Consider the following 26,297-nt stretch of genomic DNA (forward strand, 5'->3'; position numbering starts at 1 on the left):
TATCAAAATTCGTTAATGGCCAGGTGCTTCGACAGGCCCATAAGATGAAACCTGCCGATGCACCCCGGTCCGGCAACGCCGGACCACAGAACGACCGACAAGAACAACAACGGTGAACCGCCATGAACATCCGCCCGACCCGTGGGTTCATCCCCCGCCCTGCCATCGCTCCGCCGGTGAAACCACCGCGCCCGCATGCGCCCTGCGCGCCCGTGCGCACCCGCCCAGCCGAACCCACCTGACTGCCGCGCCCTGCACGGTCGCCGTGTAGCGCAGCATTCCCGGCTCCGGCCCCGGTCCTCACCCGATACGGCAGACAATCATGAAAAAACTCGTCAACCCCGCCTCGTTCGTCGCGCTCTGCTGGGCGGCCTTCCAGATCTACATGGTCTACGGCGCCCCGCTGGACCTGATCGTCGCGGTGCCGATCCACATCATGTTCGGCGTCGTGCTGACCTTCATCACCCACCCGCTGCGCAAGGACGACGTCGGCCGCTTCACCGTCGCGCGCCTGTCGGACTACCTGCTCGCCGCGGTGGCGGTGGCCATCGCCCTGCACTACCTGCGCAGCGGCGAGATGCTGAGCATGCGCATCGCCATGGTCGACCCGCTCACCACCCTGGACATGGTGGTGGGCGTGGCCACCGTCGTGCTGGTGATCGAGGCCGTGCGCCGCGCGCTGGGCATGGGCCTGACGGTGGTGATCCTGGTGTTCCTGGTCTACCAGTTCATCGGCCCGCAGCTGCGCGACATCCCGATGCTGGGCATCATCGGCCACGACGGCGAGCCGAGCCGGTTGTTCTTCGAGACCTTCCTCGACATGCAGACGATGCAGAACGAGGGCGTGTTCGGCATCCCCAGCATCGTGTCCTACAACCAGGTCTTCTACTTCCTGCTGTTCGGCGCCTTCCTCCAGCTGTTCGGCGGTGGCCAGCTGTTCATGGACCTCTCGGTGCTGCTGGTGGGCCGTTTCCGCGGCGGCATGGCCAAGGTCTCGATCGTCTCCTCCACGCTGTTCGGCGCGGTGAGCGGCAGCGCCACGGCCAACGCCGCGGTGATGGGCATGTTCACCATCCCGGCGATGAAGAAGTCCGGCATGAGCGCCGAGGAAGCCGCGGCGGTGGAGGCGACCTCCTCAACCGGCGGGCAGATCATGCCGCCGGTGATGGGCGCGGCGGCCTTCCTGATCGCGCAATTCATGGGCATCCCCTATGCCGAGGTGGCGATCGCCGCGCTGATCCCGGCGCTGCTGTTCTACATCGCGCTGTACTTCGTGGTCGACCTGCTGGCGCGCCGCCGCGGCCTGGCCGGGCTGACGCGCGCGGAGATCACCACCGGCTGGGCCAGCGTGCTCAAGCGCCTGTACCTGCTGATCCCGGTGTTCGTGCTGGTCTACCAGATCATGGCCGGCCGCGCGCTGAGCTCGGCGACCCTCGAGGCGATCTGGATCACCCTGGTGTTCGGCCTCTGTACCCGCGCCTGGGAAGGCTTCCGCGCCGAAGGCGGCAACGGCGTGCTGAAGGCCGCCGGTTCGGTGGTCAGCGACTCGCTGCAGGCGCTGGATTCCGGCGCCCGCGGCGCCATCGCCGTGGCCATTCCCTGCGCCGGCGCCGGCATCGTGGTCGGCATCGCCTCGGTCACCAACCTCGGCCTGACCTTCGGCAGCTTCGTCACCGCGCTGTCCGGCGGCATGCTGATCCCGGCGCTGCTGCTGGTGATGTTCATGGTCATCGTGATGGGCATGGGCATGCCGACCACCGCGGCCTACATCATGGGCGCCATCCTGGCCATCCCGGCGCTGGACAAGCTGGGCGTGCCGGCCCTCTCGGCGCACTTCTTCGTGCTCTATTTCGCGGCCCTGTCGATGGTCACCCCGCCGGTGGCGCTGGCCGCCTTCGTCGCCGGCGGCATCGCCAAGGCCAACGTGTGGAAAACCGGCTGGGTGGCGTTCCGCTACAGCCTGGCCGGCTTCCTCGTCGCCTTCGCCTTCGTCTTCAGCCCCGCGCTGCTGCTGCAGGGCGACTGGCAGGCAATCGTCCCGGCGGTGGTCACCGCGGTGATCGGTTGCTACGCCCTGGCCGGCTGCGTGGTGGGCTACCTGCGCGCCCGCAACACGCTGCTCGAATCGGCGCTGCTGTTCGTCGCCGCGGCGCTGCTGATCGCGCCGGTGCTCAAGGCCTCGCTGGGCGGCCTGGTGCTGCTCTGCGCGATCTGGGCCTGGCAGGTTCGCAAGGCCAGGACCACGCAGGCCGACTGCGTGCTGGGGAGGTCGGGCGCCTGACGGCCCTGCCCTTCCAAACTCAACCAAGGAGAACAACAAGATGATCAAAGCACTGAAGAAACACGCGGCGGTTGCGCTGCTGGGGGCCATCGGACTGTGCGGCAGCGCGCTCGCCGCCGAGCCGGTGAATGTCAAGTTCGCCGCCGGGCCGACCGGCACCACCTGGTACGCCTACGCCGGCGCCCTGCGCGGCGAGATGCTCGAGCGCCTGCCGGCCGGCTCCACGGTGGACATCCAGGGCACGCCCATGGCCATCGCCAACACCCAGCTGCTCGCCGCCCGGCGTGCCGACATCGGCCTGATCTTCCCGCCGGTGGCCGCCTGGGCGCAGCAGCCGTTCGGCCCGTTCAAGCGCAAGATCGAAAACGTCCGCGGCCTGGTCGGCGGCCTCGACCAGTACTACCAGCGCATCACCGTGCAGAACGACAGCCCCATCCAGTCGCTCGCCGACATCCGCGAGAAGAAGATGGCGGTGCGCATCGGCACCGGCCCGCAGGGCAGCCTCAACGAATACATCGCCAAGCTGATCCTCGAGGCCAATGGCCTGAGCTACGAGGCAATCGAATCCTTCGGCGGCAGCATCAGCAAGTCCAGCCTGAGCATCCTGCAGGACCAGTTCGGCGACCGGCAGATCGACATGATCATCGGCATCACCACCGCCGGCCACCCGAACACCGCGCAGCTGTCGATCACCCCCGGGCAGCGCTTCCTCGACCTCAGCGACGAGGCCATCGCCTACCTCGAGAAGTTCGGCTTCGTCCGCGCCACCATGCCCGCCGGCATGTTCGAGAAGCAGGCCGAGCCGGTCCAGGGCGTCGGCTTCGCCACCTCGCTGTACGCCAACGACCAGCTTCCCGAAGAAGAAGCCTACGCCATCACCAAGGCGGTCATGGAAGGCCGCGAGGCGCTGCAGCGCTCGTTCGGCTCGATGAAGGGCTGGACCGCCGAGGGCTCGGTCGAACCGGCCAATCTCGCCGCTCCGCTGCACCCGGGCGCCGAGAAGTACTACCGTGAAGCAGGACTGATCAAGTAATGCCCCCTTGCTGCGCGGACCATGCCCAGCCTGGTCCGCGCGGCTTTTTTCCGGATTAGCGAGGAACAGATGACAGCCGACAATCGACCCGATGGCGGCCAGGCCATCGTCGAACTGCTCAGGCGCAACGGCGTGGACCGCGTTTTCACGGTGCCCGGCGAAAGCTTCCTGCCGGTGCTCGACGCGCTGCACGACGCCCCCGACATCGCCCTGGTGGTGTGCCGCCAGGAAGGCGGGGCGTCGATGATGGCCGAGGCCTACGCCAAGACCACCGGGCGCCCCGGCGTCTGTTTCGTCACCCGCGGCCCCGGCAGCGCCAACGCGCTGGCCGGGCTGCACGTGGCGGCGCAGGATTCCACGCCGCTGCTGGTGTTCGTCGGCCAGGTGCCTCGCGCCCTGCGCGAGCGCGAGGCCTGGCAGGAAGTCAACGTCGGTGCGCTGTTCGGCTCGGTGGCCAAGTGGGCCAGCGACATCCAGGACGCCTCACGCCTGCCCGAATACCTCTCCCGCGCCTTCACCACCGCCCGCTCCGGACGCCAGGGCCCGGTGGTGCTCGGGCTGCCGGAGGACCTGCTGTACGAGCGCGTCGAGCCGGTGGAACTGGGCCCGGCGGCGATCAACCAGGGCTACCCGGCCCCTGCCGCGCTGGAACGCCTGCAGCAACTGCTGGCCGAAGCCCGGCGGCCGCTGGCGATCTTCGGCGGCTCCGGCTGGAGCCCTGAGTCCCGGCAGAAGCTGCAGGCCTTCGCCGAAGCCCAGGGGCTGCCGGTGGCTACGTCCTTCCGCCGACAGGACCGTTTCGACAACGGCCATCCGAACTATGCCGGCGATGCCGGCCTGGGCATGAACCCCGGGCTCGCCGCGATGATCCAGGACGCCGACCTGCTGATCGCGGTCGGCACCCGCCTGGGCGACATCACCACCCGCCATTACGAACTGGTCGAGGCGCCGCAGCCGCGCCAGCGGCTGGTGCACATCCACCCGGACCCGCAGGAGCCCGGCCGCGTGCACCTGCCGGACCTGGCCCTGTGCGCCTCGGTGGCGAACTTCGCGGAGGCCGCCGCCGGGCTGCCGCCGCCATCGAACCTCTCCGGAGAGCGCCAGGAATGGCTGGCGCGGGCCCGTGAGACCCGCCAGGCCTGGCAGCAGCCAACCGAACTGCCGGGCCCGCTGCAGCTCGGCGAGATCGTCGCCTGGCTCGGCCAGCGCCTGCCGGCCGATGCGGTGATCAGCAACGGCGCCGGCAACTACACGCTCTGGGTCCACCGTTTCTACCCGTACCGCGGCTGGGGCAGCCAGCTGGCGCCGACCTCCGGCTCGATGGGCTACGGCCTGCCCGCGGCGATCGCCGCCAAGCTCGCCCAGCCCGCGCGGCCGGCGGTGTGCTTCGCCGGCGACGGCTGCTTCCAGATGACCTGCCAGGAACTGGCCACCGCCGTGCAGTACGGCGCCAACGTCATCGTGGTGGTGGTCAACAACGGCTCCTACGGCTCGATCCGCATGCACCAGGACAAGCACTACCCTGGCCGCCGCTACGGCACCGACCTGGTCAACCCGGACATGGTCGCCCTGGCCCGCGCCTACGGCGCCGGCGCCGCGCGGGTCGAGCGCACCGAGCAGTTCGCCGAAGCCTTCGAGCAGGCCTTGGCGGCCGACCGCCCGTTCCTCATCGAAGTGCTGATCGACCCGGCGATCCTGCGGCCTTGAGCCGTGGCGGTTGGCTGACGAAGCGCCGCCGGCCCACCTACGGCTTGGCTCCACGCTGGGCCAGCCTCCTGGGCCGGGGGGTGAGGGCTGGCGTGCAGGGCTTTCCCTCATCCGGCCCTGCGGGCCACCTTCTCCCGGGGGGAGAAGGGAAAAGTCCGGCGTCGGCATGATCCTGTGAGGAGTCTCGACCGCGAACGGTCAGGTGTGGAACCGAGCCCACGCCGGGCCAACCTCCTTCTTGCTCCGGGAGAGGACCGGGGTGAGGGCTTGTGTGCAGGGCTTCCCTCATCCGGCCCTGCGGGCCACCATCTCCCGGAGGGAGAAGGGAAAGTCCGGCGAGCGGCATGATCCTGTGGGGTCTCGACCGCGAACAGCCCCACGCCGGTATCAGGTCCGTTCGCGACCAAGGTCGCTCCTACGCGCCAAGCCATGCGGGTACCGCGAGCCGGAGCCCTCACCCATCCGTTGCCGCGGCGCCGGCCGGGGCCCAAGGGGGCACGTGGGTGGGCGTCATGCATGAGTTGCGGCCACCTCTACCGCAGGTGCACCGTGCGCACCTCCATGCACACGATTCCACCCTACCACGCTGCCCTCTCAATGCATCACCGACCCGCCATCGACCACCACCGTCTCGCCGGTCATGAAGGCGCTGTCGTCGGAGGCGAGGAACAGCAGCGGGCCGATCAGGTCGTCCGGCATCTGGTCGCGCTTGATCGCCCGGCTGGCGATCACCGGCGCGGTCAGGCGCTCGCGCATCTCGGCATTGGCCACCACCCCTTCGCTGAGCACCAGCCCCGGCGCCAGGGTGTTCACCGCGATGCCGTGGTCGCCCAGCTCGCGCGCCAGGGCACGGGTCAGCGCCAGCACCGCGCCCTTGGAGGTGACGTAGTGCAGCAGGCCCGGGGTGCCCTTGAACGGCGTCCCCGAGGAGATGTTGATGATTCGCCCGTAGCCCTGCGCCTTCATGTAGGGCACCACCGCCCGGGCGCAGACGAAGGGGCCGCGCACGTTGACCGCCATCACCCGGTCCCACTCGCCGAGGTCGATCTCCTCGAACCCCTTCATCTTCAGCGAGGCATAGATAGCGGCGTTGTTCACCAGCACGTCGATCCGCCCGAAGCGCTCCATGGTCGCCGCGGCCATGGTCGCCGCCGAGGTTTCGTCGGACACATCGGCCTTCAGCGCCAGGGCTTCGCTGCCCATGCCGCGCAGCTCGTCGACCAGCGCCGAGCCGTCCAGCACGTCGGCGACCACCACCCGCGCGCCCTCCGCCGCCATCGCCCGGGCGTAGGTGGCGCCGATCCCCTGGGCCGCGCCGGTGATGATCACCACCTTGTCTTTCATCCGATTCATAGAGGGTCTCCATTTCGAACCCGGCCGCAAACGGCCGGGAGTAGGCGTTGCGACCTTGCGCAGGTCAGGAAATGAACGCGATCACCAGCCATGGCTGCCAGGCGATCAGCACCATCACCAGCAGGGTGATGAACAGGAACGGCAGCAGCGGCCGCATGATGTCGCCCGGCCGGCAGCCGGTGACGCGGGAGGCGACGTAGAGCGCCGCGCCCACCGGCGGGGTGAGCAGGCCGAGCGTGAGGTTGATGCACATGATCACGCCCAGGTGGTAGGGGTTGATGCCGTAGACCGTCTGCGCCACCGGCAGCACGATGGGCACCAGCAGGATCAGCGCGGCGATGCCGTCGAGAACCATGCCGACCACCAGCAGCAGTGCGATCAGCAGCAACAGGTAGACGAAGGGGTCGGCGGTCATGCCCTGCATCAGCGCGCCGAGCTGCTGCGGAATCTGCTCGTAGACGATCACCCAGCCGAACACCGCGGCCGCGGCCACCAGCGCCAGCACCACGCCGCTGTTGATGCCCACCCGCAGCAGCATGTCGCCCATCCGCTCGAACTTCATCTCGCCGTGGGCGAAGCGCCCCACCAGCACCGCCATGGCCGCGCCCACCGCGGCGGCCTCGGTCGGGGTGGCGATGCCGCCGACGATGCTGCCGATCATCACCGCCGGCACGCTCAGCGACGGCAGGCTGCCGACCACATTGCGCAGCATCTGCGCGCGACTCAGGCGCTCGTTCGGCGGGTACTGGTAGAAGAACCCGAGCAGCGCGATGACCAGGATGAAGCCGCCGGTCATCAGCAGCCCTGGGACGATCCCGGCGATGAACAGGTCGCCGATGGAGATCTGCGCCAGCACGCCGAAGATCACGAACAGCATCGACGGCGGGATCACCGGCGCCAACAGCGCGCCGGCCGCGGTGGTGGCGGTGGCGAAGTTGCGGTCGTAGCCCTTCTGCTGCATCTCCGGGACCATCACCTGCGCCATCACCGCCACCTGGGCGTTGGCCGAGCCGACGATCGAGGCCAGCATCATGTTGGCGAGGATGTTGATGTAGGCCAGCCCGCCGCGGACCGAGCCGAGGAACACCGAGGCGAAGGCCACCAGGCGGCGGGTGATGCCGCCCTCGTTCATCAGCTCGCCGACCAGCATGAACAGCGGGATGGCCAGCAGCCCGTAGTTGTCCAGGCCGCCGAAGAACTGCTGCGGATAGGAGAGGAACAGCACGCCGTTGCCGCTGGCCTGGATGTAGACCATGGCGCTGACCGCCAGCACCAGCGCGATCGGCACGCCGATGAACAGCATGACCGCGAAGAGTCCGATGACCATGGGTTACTCCCCCGAACCGGCGGTGGCCTGCGCCGCATCGGCGGACAGCGTGCGCGGCGGCGCCCGCAGGCTGTCCAGCAGATTGGCCAGGGCGTGGATGCTGCTGGTCAGCGCCACCAGCGGCAGGATCAGCCAGAACCAGAACTTGGCGACGCCGAGCGTCGCGGTCGGCTCCTGGTAGACGTAGTTGAACGACCCGGCGGCGAAGGCCTCGACGTCGAAGCCGCTGCGCCACAGCGCCAGCGGGTCGAACCAAAGCCAGCAGAGCACCAACAGCGCCACGGCAAAGCCGAGCACCACCAGGTCGGCGGCGCACCTGAGCGCCTTGCGCGCGCCCTCCGGCACCAGGTCGGTGAGCAGGGTCACGGCCACCGCCTCGCGGGTCTGCAGGGTCACCGACAGGCCCAGCATCGCCAGCCAGACCATGGTCAGCACCGCCAGCTCGTCGAGCCAGAAGATCGGCATCTTCAGCGCCCGGCCGGCGACGTTGACCAGGATCATCAGCGGCAGGACCACCACCAGCGCGCGCAGGACGGCCCGTTCGCCGCGGCCGATGGCATCACTCAACGCCCGAATCATATGCAGGTCCCCGAAGTGAACGGATCTGGGCCCCGCCGGCCTGGCGCCGGCGGGCGCACCTCACGGCTGCAGCGCCGCCGCTTCGCGGCGCAGCTCGGCGAGCACCGGGGCCTTCTTCAGCCAGGCGTCCTCCCACTGCTGCAGCTTGTCGCCGAAGAACTCGGGGCCCACCGGCGTCACCTTGACCCCGGCCTGCTCAATGCTCGCCTGGGTCTCGGCCTCGGCCTTCTCGTAGTGGGCGGTGAGGCTGTCGAGGTGCTTGCGGCTCAGCTCGCGAATCAGCGCGCGGTCCTCCTCGCCCAGCTGGGCCCAGACCCGCCCGGACATCAGGCCGATCACCGGGAACATCATGTGGTTGCTCTGCAGCACGGTCTTGGCGCGCTCGTACAGGCGCAACTTCCAGATCAGCTCAAGATCGGCGTCGACGCCGTCGACCTGGCCGTTGGCCAGCGCGTCGTACACGTCGGTGACCGGCATCGGCGTGGAGGCGGCGCCGAGCAGGCGGTAGAAGTCCTGCACCGGCGGGAAGGGGGTAATGCGGATCTTGCGGCCGTTGATGGCCTCCACCGAGTCGGTGGGAAAGGCATTGAGCATCAGGCGCATGCCGGCCACGCCGTAGCCGAGCCCGACCACCCCGGCCTTGGCCGGCAGCTGTTCGAGCAGCCCCTGGGCCGCCGGGCCGTTGAGCAGCTGGCCGGCCTGCACCACATCACGCACCAGGTAGGGGGCGAACAGCGCGCCGAAATCCGGCACCCGGTTGGCCACCTCGGCGGTGGTCATGAAGGCCATGTCCAGCGCGCCGGTCTGCAGCTGCTGCAGCATGCGCGCCTCGCTGCCGAGCTGGCCGGCGGGGAAGACCACGACGCCATACTTGCCGCCGGAGCGCTCCTTCAGCTCCTCGCCCATGGCCTGCGCCGCCTGCGACCAGGCGTGCGTGCCGGGGACGATCAGCCCCAGCCGCAGGTCCTTAGCCGAGGCCGCGGCGCCGAACAGCAGGGCGGCGGCGGAGGCCAGCGTGCACAGCAGTCTTGTGGTTTTCTTCATGGCTCACCTTTTGTTTGTTGTTTTATCGAGCGGACGGCCGGGAACCGGGCCGCCGTTGCGGCATCCGGCGACGATCGATCCCCACGCCAGGCAGACGGGCGGTCAACGGATCGGGTCGGGAAAAACGCGGATGAAAGGTTGCGAGCATGCGCAGGCGACGCCCATGGGGGAGGACCTCTTGTTGTTCTTCTGTGCTGGCCCGGCAGCGGCTCTGGGATGCGCCCCGGGCTGTCTGATGCGTGCTCACGAACCTAGCGCAGGCGGGACGCCCCGGCCATTAGGGAATAATGATGCCGAGGATCAGGGATCGTTATGGCGCAGCGCCGGGCTGCAGGCCACGATGCCGTGCCGGCGCAGGCATCGCCGGCACTGATGGCGCGCATCAGAAAACCTTAATAGGCAGCCTTTCGCGACGCTTCTAGCATGGCCAAAACAATAATCACCAGAGAGTATTCGCCATGCTGTCCCAGCATTCGCCCTCGGCCGATTCCGCGTCCCCCGCCCTGCCGCTCGGCGCCAGCCTGCGCGGCTGGCTCGACCACCTGCAGCAAACCCAGCGGCTGAGCATCGTGCGCCCGGGGACCGACCTGCGCTTCGGCGTCGCGGCCATCGCCAACCGCCTCGACGGCCACAGCGCGTCCCTCTTCCTGAAACCGGGCGGCCACGACATCCCGGTGATCTCCGGCCTGCTCTCGGACCGCCAGTGGATGGCCGAGGCCATGGGCGTCGAGCCGAGCCAGGTGCTGGCGCGCTTCGAGCAGGCCAGCCTGAACCCGCTGCCCTGGCAGGAAACCGCCGACGCGCCCTGCCAGCAGGTGGTGCACCGCGACGTCGACCTGCTCGCCCAGCTGCCCATTCCCACGCACAACGAGCACGACAGCGGCCCCTACATCACCGCCGGCCTGCTGATCACCCGCAACCCGCGCACCGGCGTGCAGAACGTCTCCATCCACCGCCTGCAGGTCAGCGGCCGCAACCGCCTCGGCGCGCTGCTGCTGCCGCGCCACGCGCTGGCCTTCTTCCAGGAGACCGAGCGCGAGAACGAGGACCTGGAAGTCGCCGTGGTGATCGGTTGCGACCCGCTGACGCTGATGGCCTCGCAGGCCATCGTGCCGATCGACCACGACGAGCTGGAGATCGCCGGCGCGCTGCACGGCCAGCCGCTCAAGGTGGCGCAGTGCGTGACCAACCGCATCCGCGTGCCGGCTGATGCCGAAATCGTGGTCGAGGGCCGCCTGCTGGCGGGTGCGCGCGAGGAGGAAGGGCCGTTCGGCGAATTCCCGCAGTACTACGGCGAGCGCGCCGAACGCCACGTGATCGAGGTGGACGCGGTCACCCACCGCCAGGCGCCGCTGTTCCACACCATCGTCGGTGGCGGTCTCGAGCACCTGCTGCTCGGCGGCATCCCGCGCGAGGCGACCATGCTCGCGCACCTGCGCCGCAGCTTCCCCAGCGTACGCGACGTGCACCTGGCCCGCGGCGGCGTGTGCCGCTACCACCTGTACGTGCAGATCGACAAGCGCTCCGAGGGCGAGGCGAAGAACGTCATCCTCGGCGCGCTCGGCGGCCACTACGACATCAAGCATGTGGTGGTGGTGGACACCGACGTCGACATCCACAACCCCACCGAAGTGGAGTGGGCGGTGGCCACCCGTTTCCAGGCCGACCGCGACCTGGTGCTGGTCCACGAGTCCCAGGGCTCCAAGCTCGATCCTTCCACCCGCGACGGGGTCGGCTCGAAGATGGGCTTCGACGCCACGGTGCCGCTGGCGGCGCCGCCGATGCGCTTCAAGCGCATCCGCGTGCCGGGCGAGACCGAGATCGACCTGGCCGCGGTCAGCCAGCCGGCCGGCGCCGACTGGCAGCAACTGTTCGGCCAGCCGCACAACGGCTGACCGGCGGCGTGCGCGCGGTGTATCGGCACCGCGCGCACGCGAACGGGTACCGACCGGCACCCGTCTTCTCTCGACGCCCAGACGTCCAGGCGGTCCCCGAGCTGGCCGGCCCACAAGGCGCCAGACCGGTCCGCCACCCGCTCAGGTCAAGAAAGGCAAAGGGCACGGCGCCCTCGCCCATGGCTGAAAAACAAGCACAAGCAGCTTTGCCGGACAGGAGAATCAGATGCAGCAGGCACGACATTTCATCGACGGGCAGTGGTGCGACGACGGTCAGTGGGCCGACAGCCTCGACCCCGCCAATGGCGAACTCATCGGCCGCTTCGCCGACGGCGGCGAAGCCCAGGCCCGCGCCGCGGTGGAGGCCGCCGCGCGCGCCTTCGAGAACCCGCAGTGGTCGCAGAATCCGCGCCTGCGCCAGCAACTGATGCTGGACTGGGCGGCCGCGCTGAAGACCCGCCAGGAGGAACTGGCGAGCCTGCTCACCCGCGAGAACGGCAAGGCGCTGGCGCAGTCGCGCGGCGAGATCGGTGGCGCCATCTCGGAAATCCTCTATTACGCCGGCCTCGCGCGGCACAACCCCGGCCATGTGCTGGAGGTCGCGCCCGGCGAGTTCTCGACCATGTTGCGCGAACCGGCCGGCGTGGCCGCGCTGATCATTCCCTGGAACGCCCCGGCGGTGCTGCTGGTGCGCGCGCTGGCGCCGGCGCTGGCCGCCGGCTGCACCTGCGTGGTCAAGCCGGCGCCGCAGACCGCGCTGTTCAACGCCGCCTTCCTCGCCCCACTGCTGGAGCTGCCGGGCCTGGCGCCGGGCGTCGTCAACCTGTTCGCCGAGACCGGCCACGCCGGCGCCGCCTACCTGGTCGCCACGCCGAAGGTCGACGTGCTCAGCTTCACCGGCTCCACTGCCACCGGCACGCGGATCATGCAGGACGCCGCGCCGACCATGAAGAAGCTGTCGCTGGAGCTCGGCGGCAAGTCCTGCTGCCTGGTGCTGGAGGATGCCGACGTCGCCGCGGTGGCGCCGAAGCTGGCCGCCGCCGCGACCATCATTTCCGGCCAGCAGTGCACCGCCGCCCGGCGCGTGCTGGTGCACGCCAGCCGCGCGGCGGAAATGAAGCAGGCGCTGGCTGCCGCACTCGGCGAAGTGCGATTGGGTCACGGGCTGGAGGCCGCCACGCAGATGGGCCCGCTGATCGACCAACAGTCCCGCGACCGGGTCGAGCAGCGCATCCGCGAGGCGCTGGACAGCTGCGACGAGGTGCTGCTGGCCGGCGGCCGGCCGGGCGGCGCGCTGGAGCGGGGCGCCTTCCTCGCACCGACGCTGATCGCCCACCGCGACAGCGGCGCCTTCTTCTGCCAGGAGGAGATCTTCGGCCCGCTGCTGGTGCTGGAAACCTTCGAGGACGATGCCGAAGCGGTGCGCCGCGCCAACCACACCGAGTTCGGCCTCTCGGCCAGCGTCTGGACCCGCGACGGCGCCCGCGCGCTGCGTCTGGCGCGGGCCCTGCGCAACGGCACGGTGTGGATCAACGACCACAACAAGCTGTTCGCCGAGGCGGAAACCGGCGGCTACCGCAAGAGCGGGCTGGGCCGCCTGCACGGCTACGACGCGCTGCTGGATTTTACAGAGCTCAAGCACGTCTACCAGAATGTCGGTTCCTTATAGGGCGGCATCGACGAGGTCGGGATGGAACTGCGCCAGCTGAAGTACTTCACCTGTCTGTACGAGGAAGGGTCGGTGACCAAGGCGGCGCAGCGGCTGAACATCGTCCAGCCGGCCCTGTCGATGCAGATCGCCAAGCTGGAAGAGGAACTCGGCCAGCCGCTGTTCGAGCGCACGCCCAAGGGCATGACGCCGACCGAGGCCGGGGTGCAGGCCTACCGGCTGTTCATGCCGATCCTCGGCGAGCTGCTGGAGGCACGGCAGACGCTGATCGACCGCAGCGGCGAGATCGGCGGGCGGATCAACGCCGGGCTGATCGCCTCGGCAGCCAACCAGGCGCTGGCCAGCACCCTGGCCTACTTCGTCGAGCATCACCCGGACGTCGAGCTGCAGGTCAGCTACGGCTACAGCCAGGACCTGATCGACCGCGTGCTGTCCGGCGCGCTGGACTTCGCGGTCATCAACCAGAGCTTCCAGCAGGAACACCTGCACCGCATGGACATCCTCGACGAGGAACTGCTGGTGGCCACTGGCGCCACCACCCGCCTGCGCATCCCGACGCCGGTGCCGCTGGCCGCGCTGGGCGAACTCAAGCTGGTGCTGCCCTCGCGCCGCCATGGCCTGCGCATGGTCATCGACCAGGCGCTGGCCGCCCAGGGCCTGGAGCTGGCGCCGCACCTGGAGCTCGACGACCTCACGGTGATCGAGAGCTTCCTGCGCCGCAGCGACTGGATCAGCGTGCTGCCGGCCACCGTGCTGCAGCGCGGCCTCGAGGAAGGCGCGCTGCGCGCCTATCCGCTGGCCGCCCCGGGCATCACCCGGCGCATGGTCTGCGTACACGACAGCCGCCGCCCGCTGACCCCGGCGGCGACCCTGTTCATCGACATCATCAGCAAGACACTGGGCACCGCGCTCAACGCCATCCACTTCTACAAGGAAGGCGCCCTCCAGGATGCAGACCATGAACTCAGCTAGTCCCCGCCCGCAGCGGCTCGTCATCGGCATTTCCGGCGCGTCCGGCGCGATCTACGGGGTGCGCCTGCTGGAGCTGCTGCGCGACACGCCGATCGAGACCCACCTGGTGGTGTCCAAGTCGGCGCTGATCACGCTGGCCCACGAGACCGGGCTGTCCTGGTCGCAGCTCAAGCCGATGGCCACCGTGTGCTATTCCAACCAGGACGTCGGCGCGGCCATCGCCAGCGGCTCGTTCAAGACCATGGGCATGATCGTCGCGCCCTGCTCGGTGCGCTCGATGTCGGAGATCGCCAGCGGCGTGACCTCGACCCTGCTGACCCGTGCCGCCGACGTGATTCTCAAGGAGCGCCGGCGCCTGGTGCTGATGGTGCGCGAGACGCCGCTGCACCGGAACCACCTGCGCACCATGACCGAACTGGCCGAACTCGGTGCCATCATCGCTCCGCCGGTGCCGGCCTTCTACGCCAGGCCGGCGTCGCTGGCGGAGATGGTCGACCATACCCTCGGCCGCGTGCTCGACCTGTTCGACATCGAGCTCGGCGTGGTCAGGCGCTGGCGCGAGACGCCGGAAGACCTGCCAACCCTCGACGAGGTCGAGGCGACGACCCGCGAGCGCTGACCCTCATGCAACCGCCCCCCGCCCACCCTCCGTGGCCGCGCCGCCCCTCAGCGGGGCAGCGTCGCCAGGAATTCCGCGATCAGCGCCAGCACGCGCGGGCGCGCCTGGTTCTGCGGGAAGTGCCGGCAGTGCTCGAGCAGCACCGTGCGGCAGGGCCCGGTGACCTCGCGGGCAATAGTCTCGAGCTGCGCCGGGGTGGCGAACTCGTCCTCCTGGCCCTGGATCGCCAGCAGCGGCACCTGGATGCGCGGCAGTTCGGGGTACAGGTTCCAGGCGGCGAAGGCCGGATTCAGCCAGGTCTCGCTCCAGCCGCGGAAGGCGCCGTCGAGGTTGTCGCCGTGGTAGGCATGCAGGCGTTCGCGCAGGTCGCCGCGGGCGTAGGCCCTGACCGTGCGGCGCACGCCCTCGACGCTGACCGGCTCGACGTCGACGTGCGGCGCCAGCACCACCACGCCGCGCACGCGCGGGTCCTGCCGGGCCGCATAGGCGAGCGCGATGGAGGCGCCGTCGCTGTGGCCGACCAGCACCACCTGCCCGAGCCCCAGGCCATCGAGCACCCGGGCGAGCTCGTCCGGGCCGTCCACGCCGAGGTAGTCCAGCGAGCGCGGCAGCGGCACCGGGCTGGAGCGGCCGTAGCCCTGCCGGCTGTAGGCCAGCACCGGCGCGGCGCAGGCCTCGGCCAGCTGCGCCGGGAAATCCTTCCACAGCTCGAGGCTGCCGAGCCCCTCGTGCAACAGGACGAGCGTCGGGCCGGTCGAATGCATCTGGCGCAGAAGCCGATATTCGAGCCTGGCGGCATCGGTCTCGAGGTAATGTCGGTGCGTCATGAAGTACGGGCCCGTCTGACTGGGGGCTCGAAGGTTAACCGATTTGCGCGGCGCCGCCGGCGACCGCATCCGTCACGGGGATTCTGACATGCGCCAACTCGACCTTCAGGTGGTGGAAACCGCCTTGCAGTGGGTCCGCGAAGGCCACGCCGTCTGGCTGTGCACCGTGCTCTCGACCTACGGCTCGGCGCCGCGCGCGCCCGGCGCGATGCTGGTGGCGCGCGCCGACGGCCGCTACGTCGGCTCGCTCTCCGGCGGCTGCGTCGAGGAGGCCTTCCTCGACAGCCTGGCGCGCGGCGAGCTGCGCGCGCCGACCCAGATCGTCCGCTACGGCGAGAGCGACGACGAGCGCCAGCGCTTGCGCCTGCCGTGTGGCGGCATCCTCCAGGTGCTGGTCGAGTACCGCGCGCCCGACGCGGCCTGGGCCGAGCACCTGCAGGGCCTGTACGACGCCCTGCTCGGCCAGCGCCGGCGGGTGCGCGAACTGGACCTGAGTTCCGGCGCCTTCGCCCTGGCCGCCGACGACCGCGGCGGCGCGGTGGCCCAGATGGAGAACGAGCACGTGCGCCTGCGCATCGGCCCGGCGCTGCGGTTGATCCTCGCCGGGCTGTCGCCGGTGGCCGAATACTGCGCCAGCTTCGCCCGCGCCATCGGCTGCGAGGTGATCGCCTGCGACCCGCGCGAGGAGATGCGCCAGCGCCCGCTCGAAGGCGTGCGCCTGCACCCGGTGCTGCCGTCGGAATTCATCGCCGCCGGCAACTGCCACGCGGCCACCGCGGTGGTCGCCCTCACCCACGACCCGCGCATCGACGACCTGGCGCTGATGGAGGCGGTGCGCACGCCGGCCTTCTACATCGGCGCCATGGGCTCGCGGCAGACCTCGGCGCGGCGGGCCGAACGCCTGGCGCGGGTCGGCGGCCTGTCGGCCGAGCAGATCGCCCGCATCCACATGCCCATCGGCCTCGACCTCGGCAGCAAGACGCCCGCCGAGATCGCCCTGTCGGTGGTCGCCGACGTGCTGCGCGTCTACCACGGCAAGGCCCGCGATGAACTCTGAAACGAAGGTGGTGGGCCTGATGCTGGCCGCCGGACGCGCCAGCCGCTTCGGCGCCGACAAGCGCCGCGCGCGCCTGGCCGACGGCCGCACGCTGCTGGAGGCGAGCCTTGAAAATGCCGCGGCCGTCTTCGACGACCTGTTGCTGGTACTGCGCGACGGCGACCGGATCGACGACCTGCGCCTGCCGCCGCAGGTCCGGGTGCTGCACACGCCGCTGGCCGAGCGCGGCCTCGGCGCCAGCCTGGCGGCCGGCGTCGCGGCGCTCTCCACGCACCCGGCGGAGGCCTTGGCGGTGCTGCTCGGCGACATGCCCTGGGTCCGCCCCGACACCTGCGCCCGGCTGATCGCCGAGGCCGACGCCGCACGCATCGTGCAACCGTGCCATGATGGCCGCCCCGGGCACCCGGTGCTGTTCGGCCGCGCCTTCTGGCCGGCCCTGTGCGAACTCGACGGCGACGAGGGCGCGCGCGGTCTGATTCGCAGCTATACCGATTGCTACCGACCGGTAGTGGTCGACGATCCGGGCATCCTGCTGGACGTCGACCGCCCCGCCGACCTCGACGGGCGCCCGGCGCCCGCCGTTCCTTCCACCCACCGACCCGCAAGGAGCTAGCGATGTCCACGGCACAACGCGTCTTTCACGGCAAATTCGGGCGGGTCGCCCTGCTCGACATGGACCGACCCCTGGTCACCCACTCGCACCATGAGTGCCACGTGCTGGTGAAGGCCTCCGGGGCGGACACCTTCTTCAACGTCAACGGCCGCCAGGTGCCGCTGACCGATCGCTGCGCGGTGCTGGTCAACGCCTGGCAGCCGCACTACTACGACTTCCAGCCCGGCGCCGAGCAGACCCAGATCCTCGCGCTCTACATCGAGCCGGCCTGGCTGGCCGAGGCGCAGCAGTCGCTGGCGCTGAGCGCGCACCCGGGGTTCTTCTCGCAGCCGTGCATCGAGCTCAACAGCAAGAACCGGGCGATGGCCGACCAGCTGATCGCCGAGGCCTGCAGCGTCGGCCTGGTGCCACGCGAACGCATCGAGTTCCTGCTGTTCGACTTCCTCATCGAGCTGATCGAGGACTACTCGCAGTGGAAGCAGCTGCGCCGCCTCGGCGCGCAGGTCCGCCAGGGCTTCCGCGACGCCCGCATCCGCCGCGCCTGCGACTACCTGCAGAATCACCTCGACGACCCGGACTGCCTCACCAATGCCGCGCAGGCCGCCGGCCTGTCGCGCGCGCACTTCTTCACCCTGTTTCGCCAGGACACCGGCATGACGCCGACACTCATGGTCAACGACGCGCGCATGCGCCGCGCCTTCCTCTGGCTGGAACGCGAACGAAGCGGCACGCTCGGCCAGCTCGCCGAGAACCTCGGTTTCTCCGAGCAGGGCCACTTCACCCGCTTCTTCCGTCAGCACATCGGCGCCTCGCCGAGCCAGTACCGCCGGGTGGTCGACAGCTACACTGCCTGAGCCGGTTGCGGCTTTGCTGCGTTCGGCCCAATTCCAGGCGCCCCGGGTATGCCGTAATGCTGTTCACCTAGGCAAGCTCGCCCCGAGGTCGGGCCTCCCACAAAAGCGACGTTGTCCACCGAACCCCGTGGGAGGCGCGCCTTCGCGGCGAGTTCAGGCTTGCACCCGCAAAAAGCCAAAGGGTTCCTGGGCCGTCCTCAGCAAAGTGAACGACTTTACGGCATATGCCGTAGGGTTAGGTTGAGGCGCCTGGCGGCGAAACCCAACGCCGGCGGCGGCAGGCCGGCTGGCTACCGGCTAGCGTCCGGCTTCCGCCGGACGGTTGCATTTCGCTAAGCAACCGGCGATTCCACATGGTCGTACCGGAAGCGACGCCTTGCGCGCCGCGCCTATCTGCACGGCCGGACGAACTCCGACGGTTTCATAAACGGACCGGTGTATCGGAAAAAGGTCGGCAAGCCGTTGCAAGCTTGGCAGACTGAGAGGGTCGCACCCCGGCACGGGTGCTGGCGTCAGTCCTTTTCCTACAGAGTGCCCCATGCCCACGACGTACAACCTCGCCCTGGTCTGCCTTTCGGTTCTGATCGCCATCACCGCCTCGTTCACCGCGCTGGACCTCGCCAGTCGCGCGCGGGCCTCGGTGGGCTGGGTCCGGCACGCCTGGCTCGGCACCGCGGCGCTGTGCATGGGTGGCGGCATCTGGTCGATGCACTTCGTCGGCATGCTGGCGTTCGGCATGCCTGGCATGGAGATCAACTACGACCTGGCGCTGACGCTCTGGTCGCTGGTGGTGCCGATCGTGGTGACCGCCGTTGCCTTCTTCGCCGTCAGCACCCAGGGGCTCAACCCGCGGACGCTCGCCGTCGGCGGGCTGTTCATGGGCCTGGGCATCGGCGCCATGCACTACATCGGCATGGCCGCCATGACAATGAACGCCGAGCTCTCCTACGACCCGCTGTGGGTCGCCTTCTCCTTCGTCATCGCGCTGGTGGCGGCGACCGTGGCGCTCTGGCTCTCCGGCCAGGGCCGTCGCCTGTCGCTGCAGTCGGTGGCCGCCGTGGTGCTCGGCTTCGCGGTGTCCGGCATGCACTACGCGGCCATGGCCGGCGCCCGCTTCACCCCGCTGGATGACGCCATGCTGGCGCCGCCGGGCAACGGCCTGGACCTGCTCACCCTGGCGCTGGCGGTGGCCGGCTCGACCTTCCTGGTGCTGTTCCTCGGCCTGACCGCCTCGATGTACGACCGCCGCCTGGCGATCATCGGCGAACGCGAGGCCGCCGCGCTGCGGCAGAGCGAGGAACGCTTCCGCGCGCTCTACAGCAAGACCCCGCTGCCGCTGCATTCGCTCGATCAGGACGGGCATCTGGAATATGTCAGCGACGCCTGGCTGGAGCTGCTCGGCTACGGCCGCGACGAGGTGATCGGCCGGCCGCTGGTAAACTTCATGACCGAGACCTCCGCGCGCCAGCTGCTCACCCAGGACTGGCCACACCTGATGCAGGCCGGCGAGCTGCACGAAGCCGAGTACCGCCTGGTGACCAAGGCCGGCGAGTTCGTCGACGTGCTGGCCTCGGCGCGCCTGGAGCAGAGCGCGCGCGGCCGCTTCGTGCTCGGCGGCCTGGCCAACGTCACCGAGCGGCGCCGCGCCGAGGCGGCGCTGCGGCAGGCGCAGAAGATGGAGGCCATCGGCAAACTCACCGGCGGCATCGCCCACGATTTCAACAACCTGCTGGCGGTGATCGTCGGCAACCTGGAGCTGATGCGCAAACGCCTGTCGGCACCCGAGCCGCGCATCGCCTCGCTGATCGAGAATGCGCTGCAGGGCGCCCAGCGCGGCGCCAGCCTCACCCAGCGCATGCTGGCCTTCGCCCGCAAGCAGGAGCTGCGCCCCGAGTCAGTGTCGCTGCCGGACGTGGTGATGAACATGAGCCAGCTGCTGCAGCGCTCGGTCGGCTCGCACATCCACATCGAAACGCGCTTCCCGCTCGGGCTGCCGCCGGCCTACGTGGACGCCAACCAGCTCGAGCTGGTGCTCATCAACCTGGTGGTCAACGCCCGCGACGCCATGCCCAACGGCGGCACCATCTGCGTCAAGGGCGAGATGCGCTCGGCCAGCCAGGGTCGCGGGCAGCCGACCCGCGACTACGTAGCGCTGGTCGTGCACGACGACGGCTGCGGCATGAGCCCGGAAACACTGGCGCGCGCCACCGAGCCCTTCTTCACCACCAAGGGGACCGGCAAGGGCACTGGCCTCGGCCTGTCCATGGCCCAGGGCCTGGCCGAGCAGTCCGGCGGCCGCCTGACCCTGGAGAGCAGCCTCGGGCAGGGCACCACCATCGAACTGTGGCTGCCGCTTGGCACCCCCGAGCCGGCCGCCGAGGAACCGCCGAAGGCAGCCACCGAGCCGGGCGAAACGGCATCGGCCCAGGGCAGCGCAGCGCTGCGGATCCTGCTGGTGGACGACGACCCGCTGGTGCTCGACAACACCGTCGCGCTGCTCGAGGACGTCGGCCACCAGGTCACCTCGGCGGCCGACGGCCAGGCCGCGCTGGCCGCGCTGCACGCCGGCAACGAGTTCGACATCCTGGTGACCGACCAGATGATGCCCGGCCTGACCGGCACCCAGCTGGCCGACATCGTCGCCAAGGAGCGCCCCGAACTGCCGGTGCTGCTGGTCAGCGGCTTCGCCGAGTTGCCCGAGGGCAGCGGCCGGCTGCAGATCCTCGCCAAGCCCTTCACCCAGGCCTCGCTGATGCAGGCGATCGCCGAGGCCGTCGGCCGTCCCGGCGCTGGGGTGGTGGTGGCGCTGCGCCCGCGGCGCTGAGTCGCACGGCCTACCGTTGCGCGGATAGCCGCGGTATCGTGGCCCGATTGTGGAACGCCGGCGGGCAATCAGCGGTCCCCACACGCATGAGAAGGTGATCCTGCCGCCCCCGGCGCCCTGAATGGGCCTCGCCGAATTCCAAGCATTCGCCACGACCGGGCAACCGGATCCTCCTTCTCACACACGCGAGACAGGTGTTCATGGCCAAGCAGGCGAAAACCAGAACCACCCCTCACCGGGCGATTCCCGCCGGGCTGATCGCGCCGGCCGGCGCCGCCGTGGCTGCGCTGATCGCGATCGGCGCCCTGGCCAACCGCTGGCGTGGCGAAACGCCGGTCGCTGGCGTCGGGCCGCCGGTCATGGTGCCGCTGGTGGCCATCGGCATCCTGCTGGCGGCGGCGGCCCTGCTGCTGGTCCGTCCGCCGCGTGGCGCCGGCGCCCGCCGCCTGGGCTGCCTGGCCGCGGCGGGGGCCATGGCGGCGGGCATCTTCACCCTCGGCGAATACCTCGCCGGCTGGGGCGACATACTGGAGAACGACCACTGGCTGCGCATGCGGCCCGGCCCGGCCAGCGGCCTGGGCCTGCTGCTCGCCGGCGCCGCGCTGATCGCACTCGGCAGCCGCTGCGAATGGGCGCGACGCTGGGCCGGCGCCGGCGCCGCGGCCACCCTGGTGGTCGCCTTCGCCGGCCTGGTCGGCCACGCCTACGGCGCCAGCGTGCTCTACGGGCTCAACCACTGGGGCGGTACCGCCGTGTCGACCGGCATCGCGCTCAGCGCGCTGGCGCTGGGCCTGCTGTTCGTCGACCCCACGCGCGGCAGCGCCGGGCTGTTCGTCAGCGACAGCGCCTCCGGGTACCTGATGCGCCGGCTGATACCGGCCGCCTTCGCCGCGCCGCTGCTGCTCGGCTGGCTGCTGCTGGCGGCGCTGGGGGCCGAGCGCATCGACCTCGAGTTCGGCACGGCGCTGCTGGTCGTCTCGCTGATCGTCCTGCTGGTCTGGCTGATCATCCACCAGGCCAGCGTGCTGCATTCCACCGAGGCCGAGCGCGAGCGGCTGCTGACCAGCGAACGGCAGGCCCGCGAACGGCTCGCCGACGTCCTGGAAAGCATTCACGACGCCTTCGCCGCGGTGGACCGGGACTGGCGCTTCACCTACGTCAACCGCGAGGCCGAGCGTCTGCTGCGGCGATCGCGCGGCGAGCTGCTCGGGCGCAACCTGTGGCAGGAGTTTCCCGATGCGGTCGGCGCGGTGTTCGACCGCGAGTACCACCGCGCCATGGAGACGAAGCAGGCGGTGCAGTTCGAGGAGTACTACGCGCCGCTGCAGACCTGGGTCGACGTGCGCGCCTTCCCGACCGCCGACGGCCTGTCCATTTACCTGCGCGACGTCACCGCGCGCAAGCTGACGGAGGAGCAGATCCGCGAAAGCGAGGCGCTCAACCGCCTGCTGGTGGAGATGATCCCGCAGCACATCTGGGCCACCGACCCGGACGGCTACCACACCTACTTCAGCCGCCGCTGGTACGAATACACCGGCACCCGGCTGCAGCAGACGCAGGGGCAAGGGTGGCTGGAATACCTGCATCCCGACGACAGGAAGCGCACCGCGACGCGCTGGCAACATTCGCTGCGAACCGGCGAGCCCTACGCCATCGAGTACCGCTTCTGCGGCCTCGACGGGCAATACCGTTGGTTCCTCGGGCAGGCCATGGCGCAGCGCAACGATGATGGCGAGATCATCCGCTGGATCGGCACGCTGACCGACATTTCCGAGCGCAAGGCGCTGGAAGAGGAGCGCGAGCGGCTGCTGGCGCGCGAGCAGGAGGCGCGCGCCGAGGCCGAGCGCCGGCGTACCGAGCTGGAACGCGTGACCGAGAGCCGCGCCCGGCTCATGCGCGGCTTCAGCCACGACATGCGCAACCCGCTGAGCGCCGCCGACGGCCACGCCTGGCTGCTGGAAAGCGGGCGCATCGGCGCGCTCACGCCGCGGCAGGCCGACAGCGTGCAGGGCATCCGCCGGGCGATCCGCACCGCCGTGCGCCTGATCGACGACCTGCTGGAGCTGGCCCGGGCCGAATCCGGGCAGTTGAACATCCGCTGCGAGATGACCGACGTCAGCCAGGCCGCGGAAGAGGTGGTGCAGGACTTCCACGCGCAGGCCACCTCCGCCGGCCTCGCCCTGCAGGTGACGGCTCCGCCCGGCCTGCTGGCCGACACCGACCCGGCGCGGCTGCGCCAGATCCTCGCCAACCTGCTGTCCAACAGCGTCAAGTACGCACCGAACAGCCAGGTGACGGTGGATGCGCAGCGGGTGCAGACCGGCGGCCCGCGGCCCGGCGCGTGGATCGCCGTCAGCGTCAGCGATACCGGGCCGGGCATCCCGGCGGACAAGCAGGAGCTGATCTTCCAGGAATACACCCGGCTGGAGCCGGAGGCGCAGCACGGCGCCGGCATCGGCCTGGCCATCAGCCGGCGGATCGCCCAGCTGCTGGGCGGCGACCTCACCGTCGAAAGCGAGGTCGGCCAGGGTTCCCGCTTCACCCTCTGGCTGCCGCCGCCGGCCGAGGAACGGGCGCTGGCCACGCGCTAGCCGCCCCCGCGCGGTCGGCCCGGCGGCGATCGGCTACAATCCCCGGCTTTTCCGCCCCAAGCAAAGGAACCGCCCATGTCCGCCCTGCCACCCTGCCCGCAATGCAGCTCCGAGTACACCTACCAGGACGGGGCCCTGCTGGTCTGCCCGGAATGCGCCCACGAATGGTCCGCTGGCGAGACCGCCGAGAGCGCCGAGACCGACAAGGTCATCCGCGATTCGGTGGGCAACCCCCTGCAGGACGGCGACACCGTCACGGTGATCAAGGACCTCAAGGTCAAGGGCTCCTCGCTGGTGGTGAAGGTCGGCACCAAGGTCAAGAACATCCGCCTGGTCGACGGCGACCATGACATCGACTGCAAGATCGACGGCATCGGCGCGATGAAGCTCAAGTCGGAGTTCGTCAAGAAGGCCTGAGCGCATGCCGCAGGCCGTCATCCCGCAGCTGCGGATCACCGGTGCCGGCGCAGCCTGCGCCTTCTACATCGGGCAGCTGGGTTTTGCGCAACCGCCTCAGATTCGCCTCGAGTCATTGCGCGCTCCGGCCTCGCCTGCCGGATTTCGCAGAAGCTGTGAACGGCGTTGAGCATCGCCCGCTGGCCGTGGTCTGCCTTAGACCGCAACCCACCAGGAGCACCCGCATGAGCAAAGTCTACACCGTCGCCGTTCTGGCCGGCAGCCTGCGCAAGGCGTCGATCAACCGCAAACTGGCCCTCGCCCTGGCCGATCTCGCGCCCGAATCGCTGAAGCTCGAGATCGTCGAGATCGGCGACCTGCCGCTCTACGACGAGGACATCGACGGCCCCTCGGCGCCGAGCCAGTACGTGCGCTTCCGCGACCAGCTCAAGGCCGCCGACGCGCTGCTGTTCGTCAGCCCCGAGTACAACCGCTCGATCCCCGCGCCGCTGAAGAACGCCATCGACGTCGGCTCGCGCCCCTATGGCCAGAGCGCCTTCAGCGGCAAGCCCGGCGCGGTGATCACCGCCTCCCCCGGCGCCATGGGCGGCTTCGGCTCCAACCACCACATCCGCCAGTGCATGGTGTTCCTCGACGTGCCGCTGATGCAGCAGCCGGAAGCCTACCTCGGCGGCGCCGCCACCCTGTTCGACGAACAGGGCAAGCCCAGCGAAGGCGTACGCCCGTTTCTGCAGAAATTCATCGACACCTACGCCGGCTGGGTCGAGCGGCACGCGGGCGGGCGCTGACCGTCCGGCCTCTGGAAACGCGGGTGGCGCACAGCCCCTCACCCCAGCCCTCTCCCGGTGGGAGAGGGGGATGGCTCTGCGCCGACATCGCATCGGTGCTGGCCCGGTCGCAGGCAGAGCCTGCTTCTACAGGTGATGCCGGGGTGGCAGGCAACGCCGTGCCTTTCCCTTCTCCCCTGGGGGGAGAGCTCTGTGCTGGCATCCGGCATGGCGCTGGGCGGTCGCAGGCAGAGCCTGCTCCTACAGGTGCTCGCCGAAGCGGCAGGCAACGCCGTGCCTTTCCCTTCTCCCCTGGGGGGAGAGCTCTGTGCTGGCATCCGGCATGGCGCTGGGCGGTCGCAGGCAGAGCCTGCTCCTACAGGTGCTCGCCGAAGCGGCAGGCAACGCCCCGCGCCTTTCCCTTCTCCCCTCGGGAGAAGGTGGCCCGCAGGGCTGGATGAGGGAATGCCATTCGCGGCCGAGGCCGCTCCCACTGAGCACCGTCTTCCTGCGCGCACCTTGTGGGAGCGGTCTCGACCACGAACGATCGCCGCGAGGGCGCGACTCCCACAGGCGCAGCCCTGGGGTCTAAGTCCCCGCTCGGCGCTTTTCAATCCATCGGTCGATGGCACAGGCGCGGCCGCTTGCCTTAACTCCGGATTCCACCACCTGGAAGGGAGCCGCAGGCATGTACGACAAGCTCACCACCGCACTGGCGCTGGCCTGTATCTGCCAGGGCGCCATCGCCGCCGAGAACAGCGCCGGGCAGGTCCAGACCGGCGAGAACCACATCTCCGAGATTTACCAGACCGGCACGGGGCTGTCGGCGAACTCGGGCCAGAGCGGAACCGGCCACTACGTGCAGGTCTACCAGACCGGCATTGACAGCGACGCCGCGATCACCCAGACGGGGCAGGACAACTGGGCCAGGGTCTATCAGGCGAGCAGCTGGGGCAATAGCCACACCAATGTCGAACAGGACGGCACCGGAAATCTGGCGAGCATCGATCAACGGGGCGACGTGCTATGGGTGGACGCCTCGCAATTGGGCGAGGCCAATACCCTGTACGTTCAGCAGTCCGGCTATCTCAATTCCCTGCATGCGGTCCAGGAGGGCGACGGCAACTTCGCCGACGTCACCCAGCTCTGGGCCAGCACCGCGTTGGTGTTGCAGCGCGGCACCGACAACTTCGCGCTCATCCATCAGCTCTCGCCGAGCGGCACCCTGTCAGGCCTGTCGGTGACTCAGGACGGCGTCGACAACCAGGCAACGATCAACCAGGGCGGCGACGACATGGGCGCTTCCATTTACCTGGACCAGATCGGTGTCAGCAACAACGCGCTTATCGAGCAGGGTGGACACAGCTTAATAACCTTCGCGCAAGTCGGGAATTCCAACCATGTGGACATAGGCCAGTCCGGCATCAGCATGGGCATAGGGGGAACGACGAAGGGGAATCTCAACGAAGTGACCGTGACCCAGGAAGGCTGGGACTCCGGGATCAGCATCGACCAGACCGGCGACGGCAACATCATCACGGCCACACAGAACGGCGGATTCGGCGCGCCGCTCAGCGCAGAGATCAACCAGTCCGGCAACCTGAACGAGGCGGCTCTTCTACAGGTATCGGCCCCTATGTCTGGAGGCCAGATGGCCTCCCTCCTCCAGTCAGGCACAGGCAACCTCGCCACGGTCACCCAGCAGTAGCCGCACGGGGCCCGGCGCGGTCAATCGCAGGCAGAGCCTGCTCCTACAGGTGCTCGCCGAAATCGCAGGCAACGCCGTGCCTTTCCCTTCTCCCCGCGGGAGAAGGTGGCCCGCAGGGCCGGATGAGGGAATGCCATTCGCGGCCGAGGGCGCTCCCACA

The 26,297-nt window shown here is 69.7% G+C and carries 20 protein-coding genes; 15 read left to right on the forward strand and 5 right to left on the reverse strand.

Annotated features, from left to right (window positions below):
- The first annotated feature begins 322 nt into the window (after window positions 1-322).
- From H610_RS0106480 to H610_RS0106490, 3 genes are all read left to right on the forward strand, one after another.
- Window positions 323-2,281, forward strand: a complete 1,959-nt coding sequence (locus H610_RS0106480) for a TRAP transporter permease (protein WP_028238930.1) — start codon at window positions 323-325, stop codon at window positions 2,279-2,281.
- A gap of 40 nt (window positions 2,282-2,321) precedes the next feature.
- Window positions 2,322-3,314 carry a TAXI family TRAP transporter solute-binding subunit gene (locus H610_RS0106485; protein WP_028238931.1) on the forward strand — a complete coding sequence of 331 codons (993 nt, stop codon included), beginning with the start codon at window positions 2,322-2,324 and terminating at the stop codon, window positions 3,312-3,314.
- Between the two features lie 69 nt (window positions 3,315-3,383).
- A complete protein-coding gene (locus H610_RS0106490) occupies window positions 3,384-5,021 on the forward strand; it encodes a thiamine pyrophosphate-binding protein (protein WP_028238932.1) in 1,638 nt (545 codons plus the stop codon).
- 594 nt (window positions 5,022-5,615) lie between these two features.
- Here the strand turns inward: H610_RS0106490 and H610_RS0106495 are convergent.
- From H610_RS0106495 to H610_RS0106510, 4 genes are all read right to left on the reverse strand, one after another.
- Window positions 5,616-6,374, reverse strand: a complete 759-nt coding sequence (locus H610_RS0106495; RefSeq protein ID WP_028238933.1) for an SDR family NAD(P)-dependent oxidoreductase — start codon at window positions 6,372-6,374, stop codon at window positions 5,616-5,618.
- Between the two features lie 64 nt (window positions 6,375-6,438).
- The gene (locus H610_RS0106500; RefSeq protein WP_028238934.1) at window positions 6,439-7,701 is read right to left on the reverse strand and encodes a TRAP transporter large permease; all 1,263 of its coding nucleotides are present in this window, start codon (window positions 7,699-7,701) and stop codon (window positions 6,439-6,441) included.
- Between the two features lie 3 nt (window positions 7,702-7,704).
- Entirely contained in the window at window positions 7,705-8,268 is a 564-nt protein-coding gene (locus tag H610_RS0106505; protein ID WP_236614274.1) for a TRAP transporter small permease, read from the reverse strand.
- A gap of 72 nt (window positions 8,269-8,340) precedes the next feature.
- A complete protein-coding gene (locus H610_RS0106510) occupies window positions 8,341-9,324 on the reverse strand; it encodes a TRAP transporter substrate-binding protein (RefSeq protein WP_028238936.1) in 984 nt (327 codons plus the stop codon).
- A gap of 458 nt (window positions 9,325-9,782) precedes the next feature.
- Here H610_RS0106510 and H610_RS0106515 point away from each other — a divergent pair, with 458 nt between their 5' ends.
- The 4 genes from H610_RS0106515 (at window position 9,783) to H610_RS23350 (ending at window position 14,479) form a co-directional block, all read left to right on the forward strand.
- A complete protein-coding gene (locus H610_RS0106515; RefSeq protein ID WP_028238937.1) occupies window positions 9,783-11,219 on the forward strand; it encodes a UbiD family decarboxylase in 1,437 nt (478 codons plus the stop codon).
- Window positions 11,220-11,445: 226 nt separating this feature from the next.
- Entirely contained in the window at window positions 11,446-12,888 is a 1,443-nt protein-coding gene (locus tag H610_RS0106520) for an aldehyde dehydrogenase family protein (protein WP_028238938.1), read from the forward strand.
- A 21-nt stretch (window positions 12,889-12,909) separates the two neighbouring features.
- Window positions 12,910-13,860: a LysR family transcriptional regulator gene (locus H610_RS0106525; RefSeq protein ID WP_028238939.1), complete on the forward strand. Its 951-nt coding sequence runs from the start codon at window positions 12,910-12,912 to the stop codon at window positions 13,858-13,860.
- Window positions 13,847-14,479 carry a UbiX family flavin prenyltransferase gene (locus H610_RS23350; RefSeq protein WP_043237824.1) on the forward strand — a complete coding sequence of 211 codons (633 nt, stop codon included), beginning with the start codon at window positions 13,847-13,849 and terminating at the stop codon, window positions 14,477-14,479. Before H610_RS0106525 ends, H610_RS23350 begins: the two co-directional genes overlap by 14 nt.
- Before the next feature lie 47 nt (window positions 14,480-14,526).
- Here the strand turns inward: H610_RS23350 and H610_RS0106535 are convergent, their stop codons facing one another.
- Window positions 14,527-15,306, reverse strand: a complete 780-nt coding sequence (locus tag H610_RS0106535) for an alpha/beta fold hydrolase (protein WP_028238940.1) — start codon at window positions 15,304-15,306, stop codon at window positions 14,527-14,529.
- Window positions 15,307-15,394: 88 nt separating this feature from the next.
- Between H610_RS0106535 and H610_RS0106540 the strand changes: the two genes are divergently transcribed.
- The 8 genes from H610_RS0106540 (at window position 15,395) to H610_RS0106575 (ending at window position 26,137) form a co-directional block, all read left to right on the forward strand.
- The gene (locus H610_RS0106540) at window positions 15,395-16,363 is read left to right on the forward strand and encodes an XdhC family protein (RefSeq protein WP_028238941.1); all 969 of its coding nucleotides are present in this window, start codon (window positions 15,395-15,397) and stop codon (window positions 16,361-16,363) included.
- Window positions 16,353-16,976 carry a nucleotidyltransferase family protein gene (locus H610_RS0106545; RefSeq protein ID WP_051231544.1) on the forward strand — a complete coding sequence of 208 codons (624 nt, stop codon included), beginning with the start codon at window positions 16,353-16,355 and terminating at the stop codon, window positions 16,974-16,976. The genes H610_RS0106540 and H610_RS0106545 overlap by 11 nt, the downstream gene beginning before the upstream one ends.
- Window positions 16,977-16,978: 2 nt before the next feature.
- Entirely contained in the window at window positions 16,979-17,830 is an 852-nt protein-coding gene (locus H610_RS0106550; RefSeq protein WP_028238943.1) for a helix-turn-helix transcriptional regulator, read from the forward strand.
- Between the two features lie 538 nt (window positions 17,831-18,368).
- Window positions 18,369-20,654, forward strand: a complete 2,286-nt coding sequence (locus H610_RS0106555; protein WP_028238944.1) for an MHYT domain-containing protein — start codon at window positions 18,369-18,371, stop codon at window positions 20,652-20,654.
- 200 nt (window positions 20,655-20,854) lie between these two features.
- Complete coding sequence (locus H610_RS23355; RefSeq protein WP_152529051.1) at window positions 20,855-23,245, forward strand: sensor histidine kinase; 2,391 nt, start codon at window positions 20,855-20,857, stop codon at window positions 23,243-23,245.
- A 75-nt stretch (window positions 23,246-23,320) separates the two neighbouring features.
- Complete coding sequence (locus tag H610_RS0106565) at window positions 23,321-23,662, forward strand: zinc ribbon domain-containing protein YjdM (protein WP_028238945.1); 342 nt, start codon at window positions 23,321-23,323, stop codon at window positions 23,660-23,662.
- A gap of 224 nt (window positions 23,663-23,886) precedes the next feature.
- The gene (locus H610_RS0106570) at window positions 23,887-24,450 is read left to right on the forward strand and encodes an NADPH-dependent FMN reductase (RefSeq protein WP_028238946.1); all 564 of its coding nucleotides are present in this window, start codon (window positions 23,887-23,889) and stop codon (window positions 24,448-24,450) included.
- A gap of 667 nt (window positions 24,451-25,117) precedes the next feature.
- Window positions 25,118-26,137, forward strand: coding sequence for a hypothetical protein (locus H610_RS0106575; RefSeq protein WP_028238947.1), 1,020 nt, complete (start codon window positions 25,118-25,120; stop codon window positions 26,135-26,137).
- Window positions 26,138-26,297 lie beyond the last annotated feature (160 nt).

Source organism: Stutzerimonas azotifigens DSM 17556 (assembly GCF_000425625.1).
In the GTDB taxonomy this organism is placed as follows: Bacteria; Pseudomonadota; Gammaproteobacteria; order Pseudomonadales; family Pseudomonadaceae; genus Stutzerimonas; species Stutzerimonas azotifigens.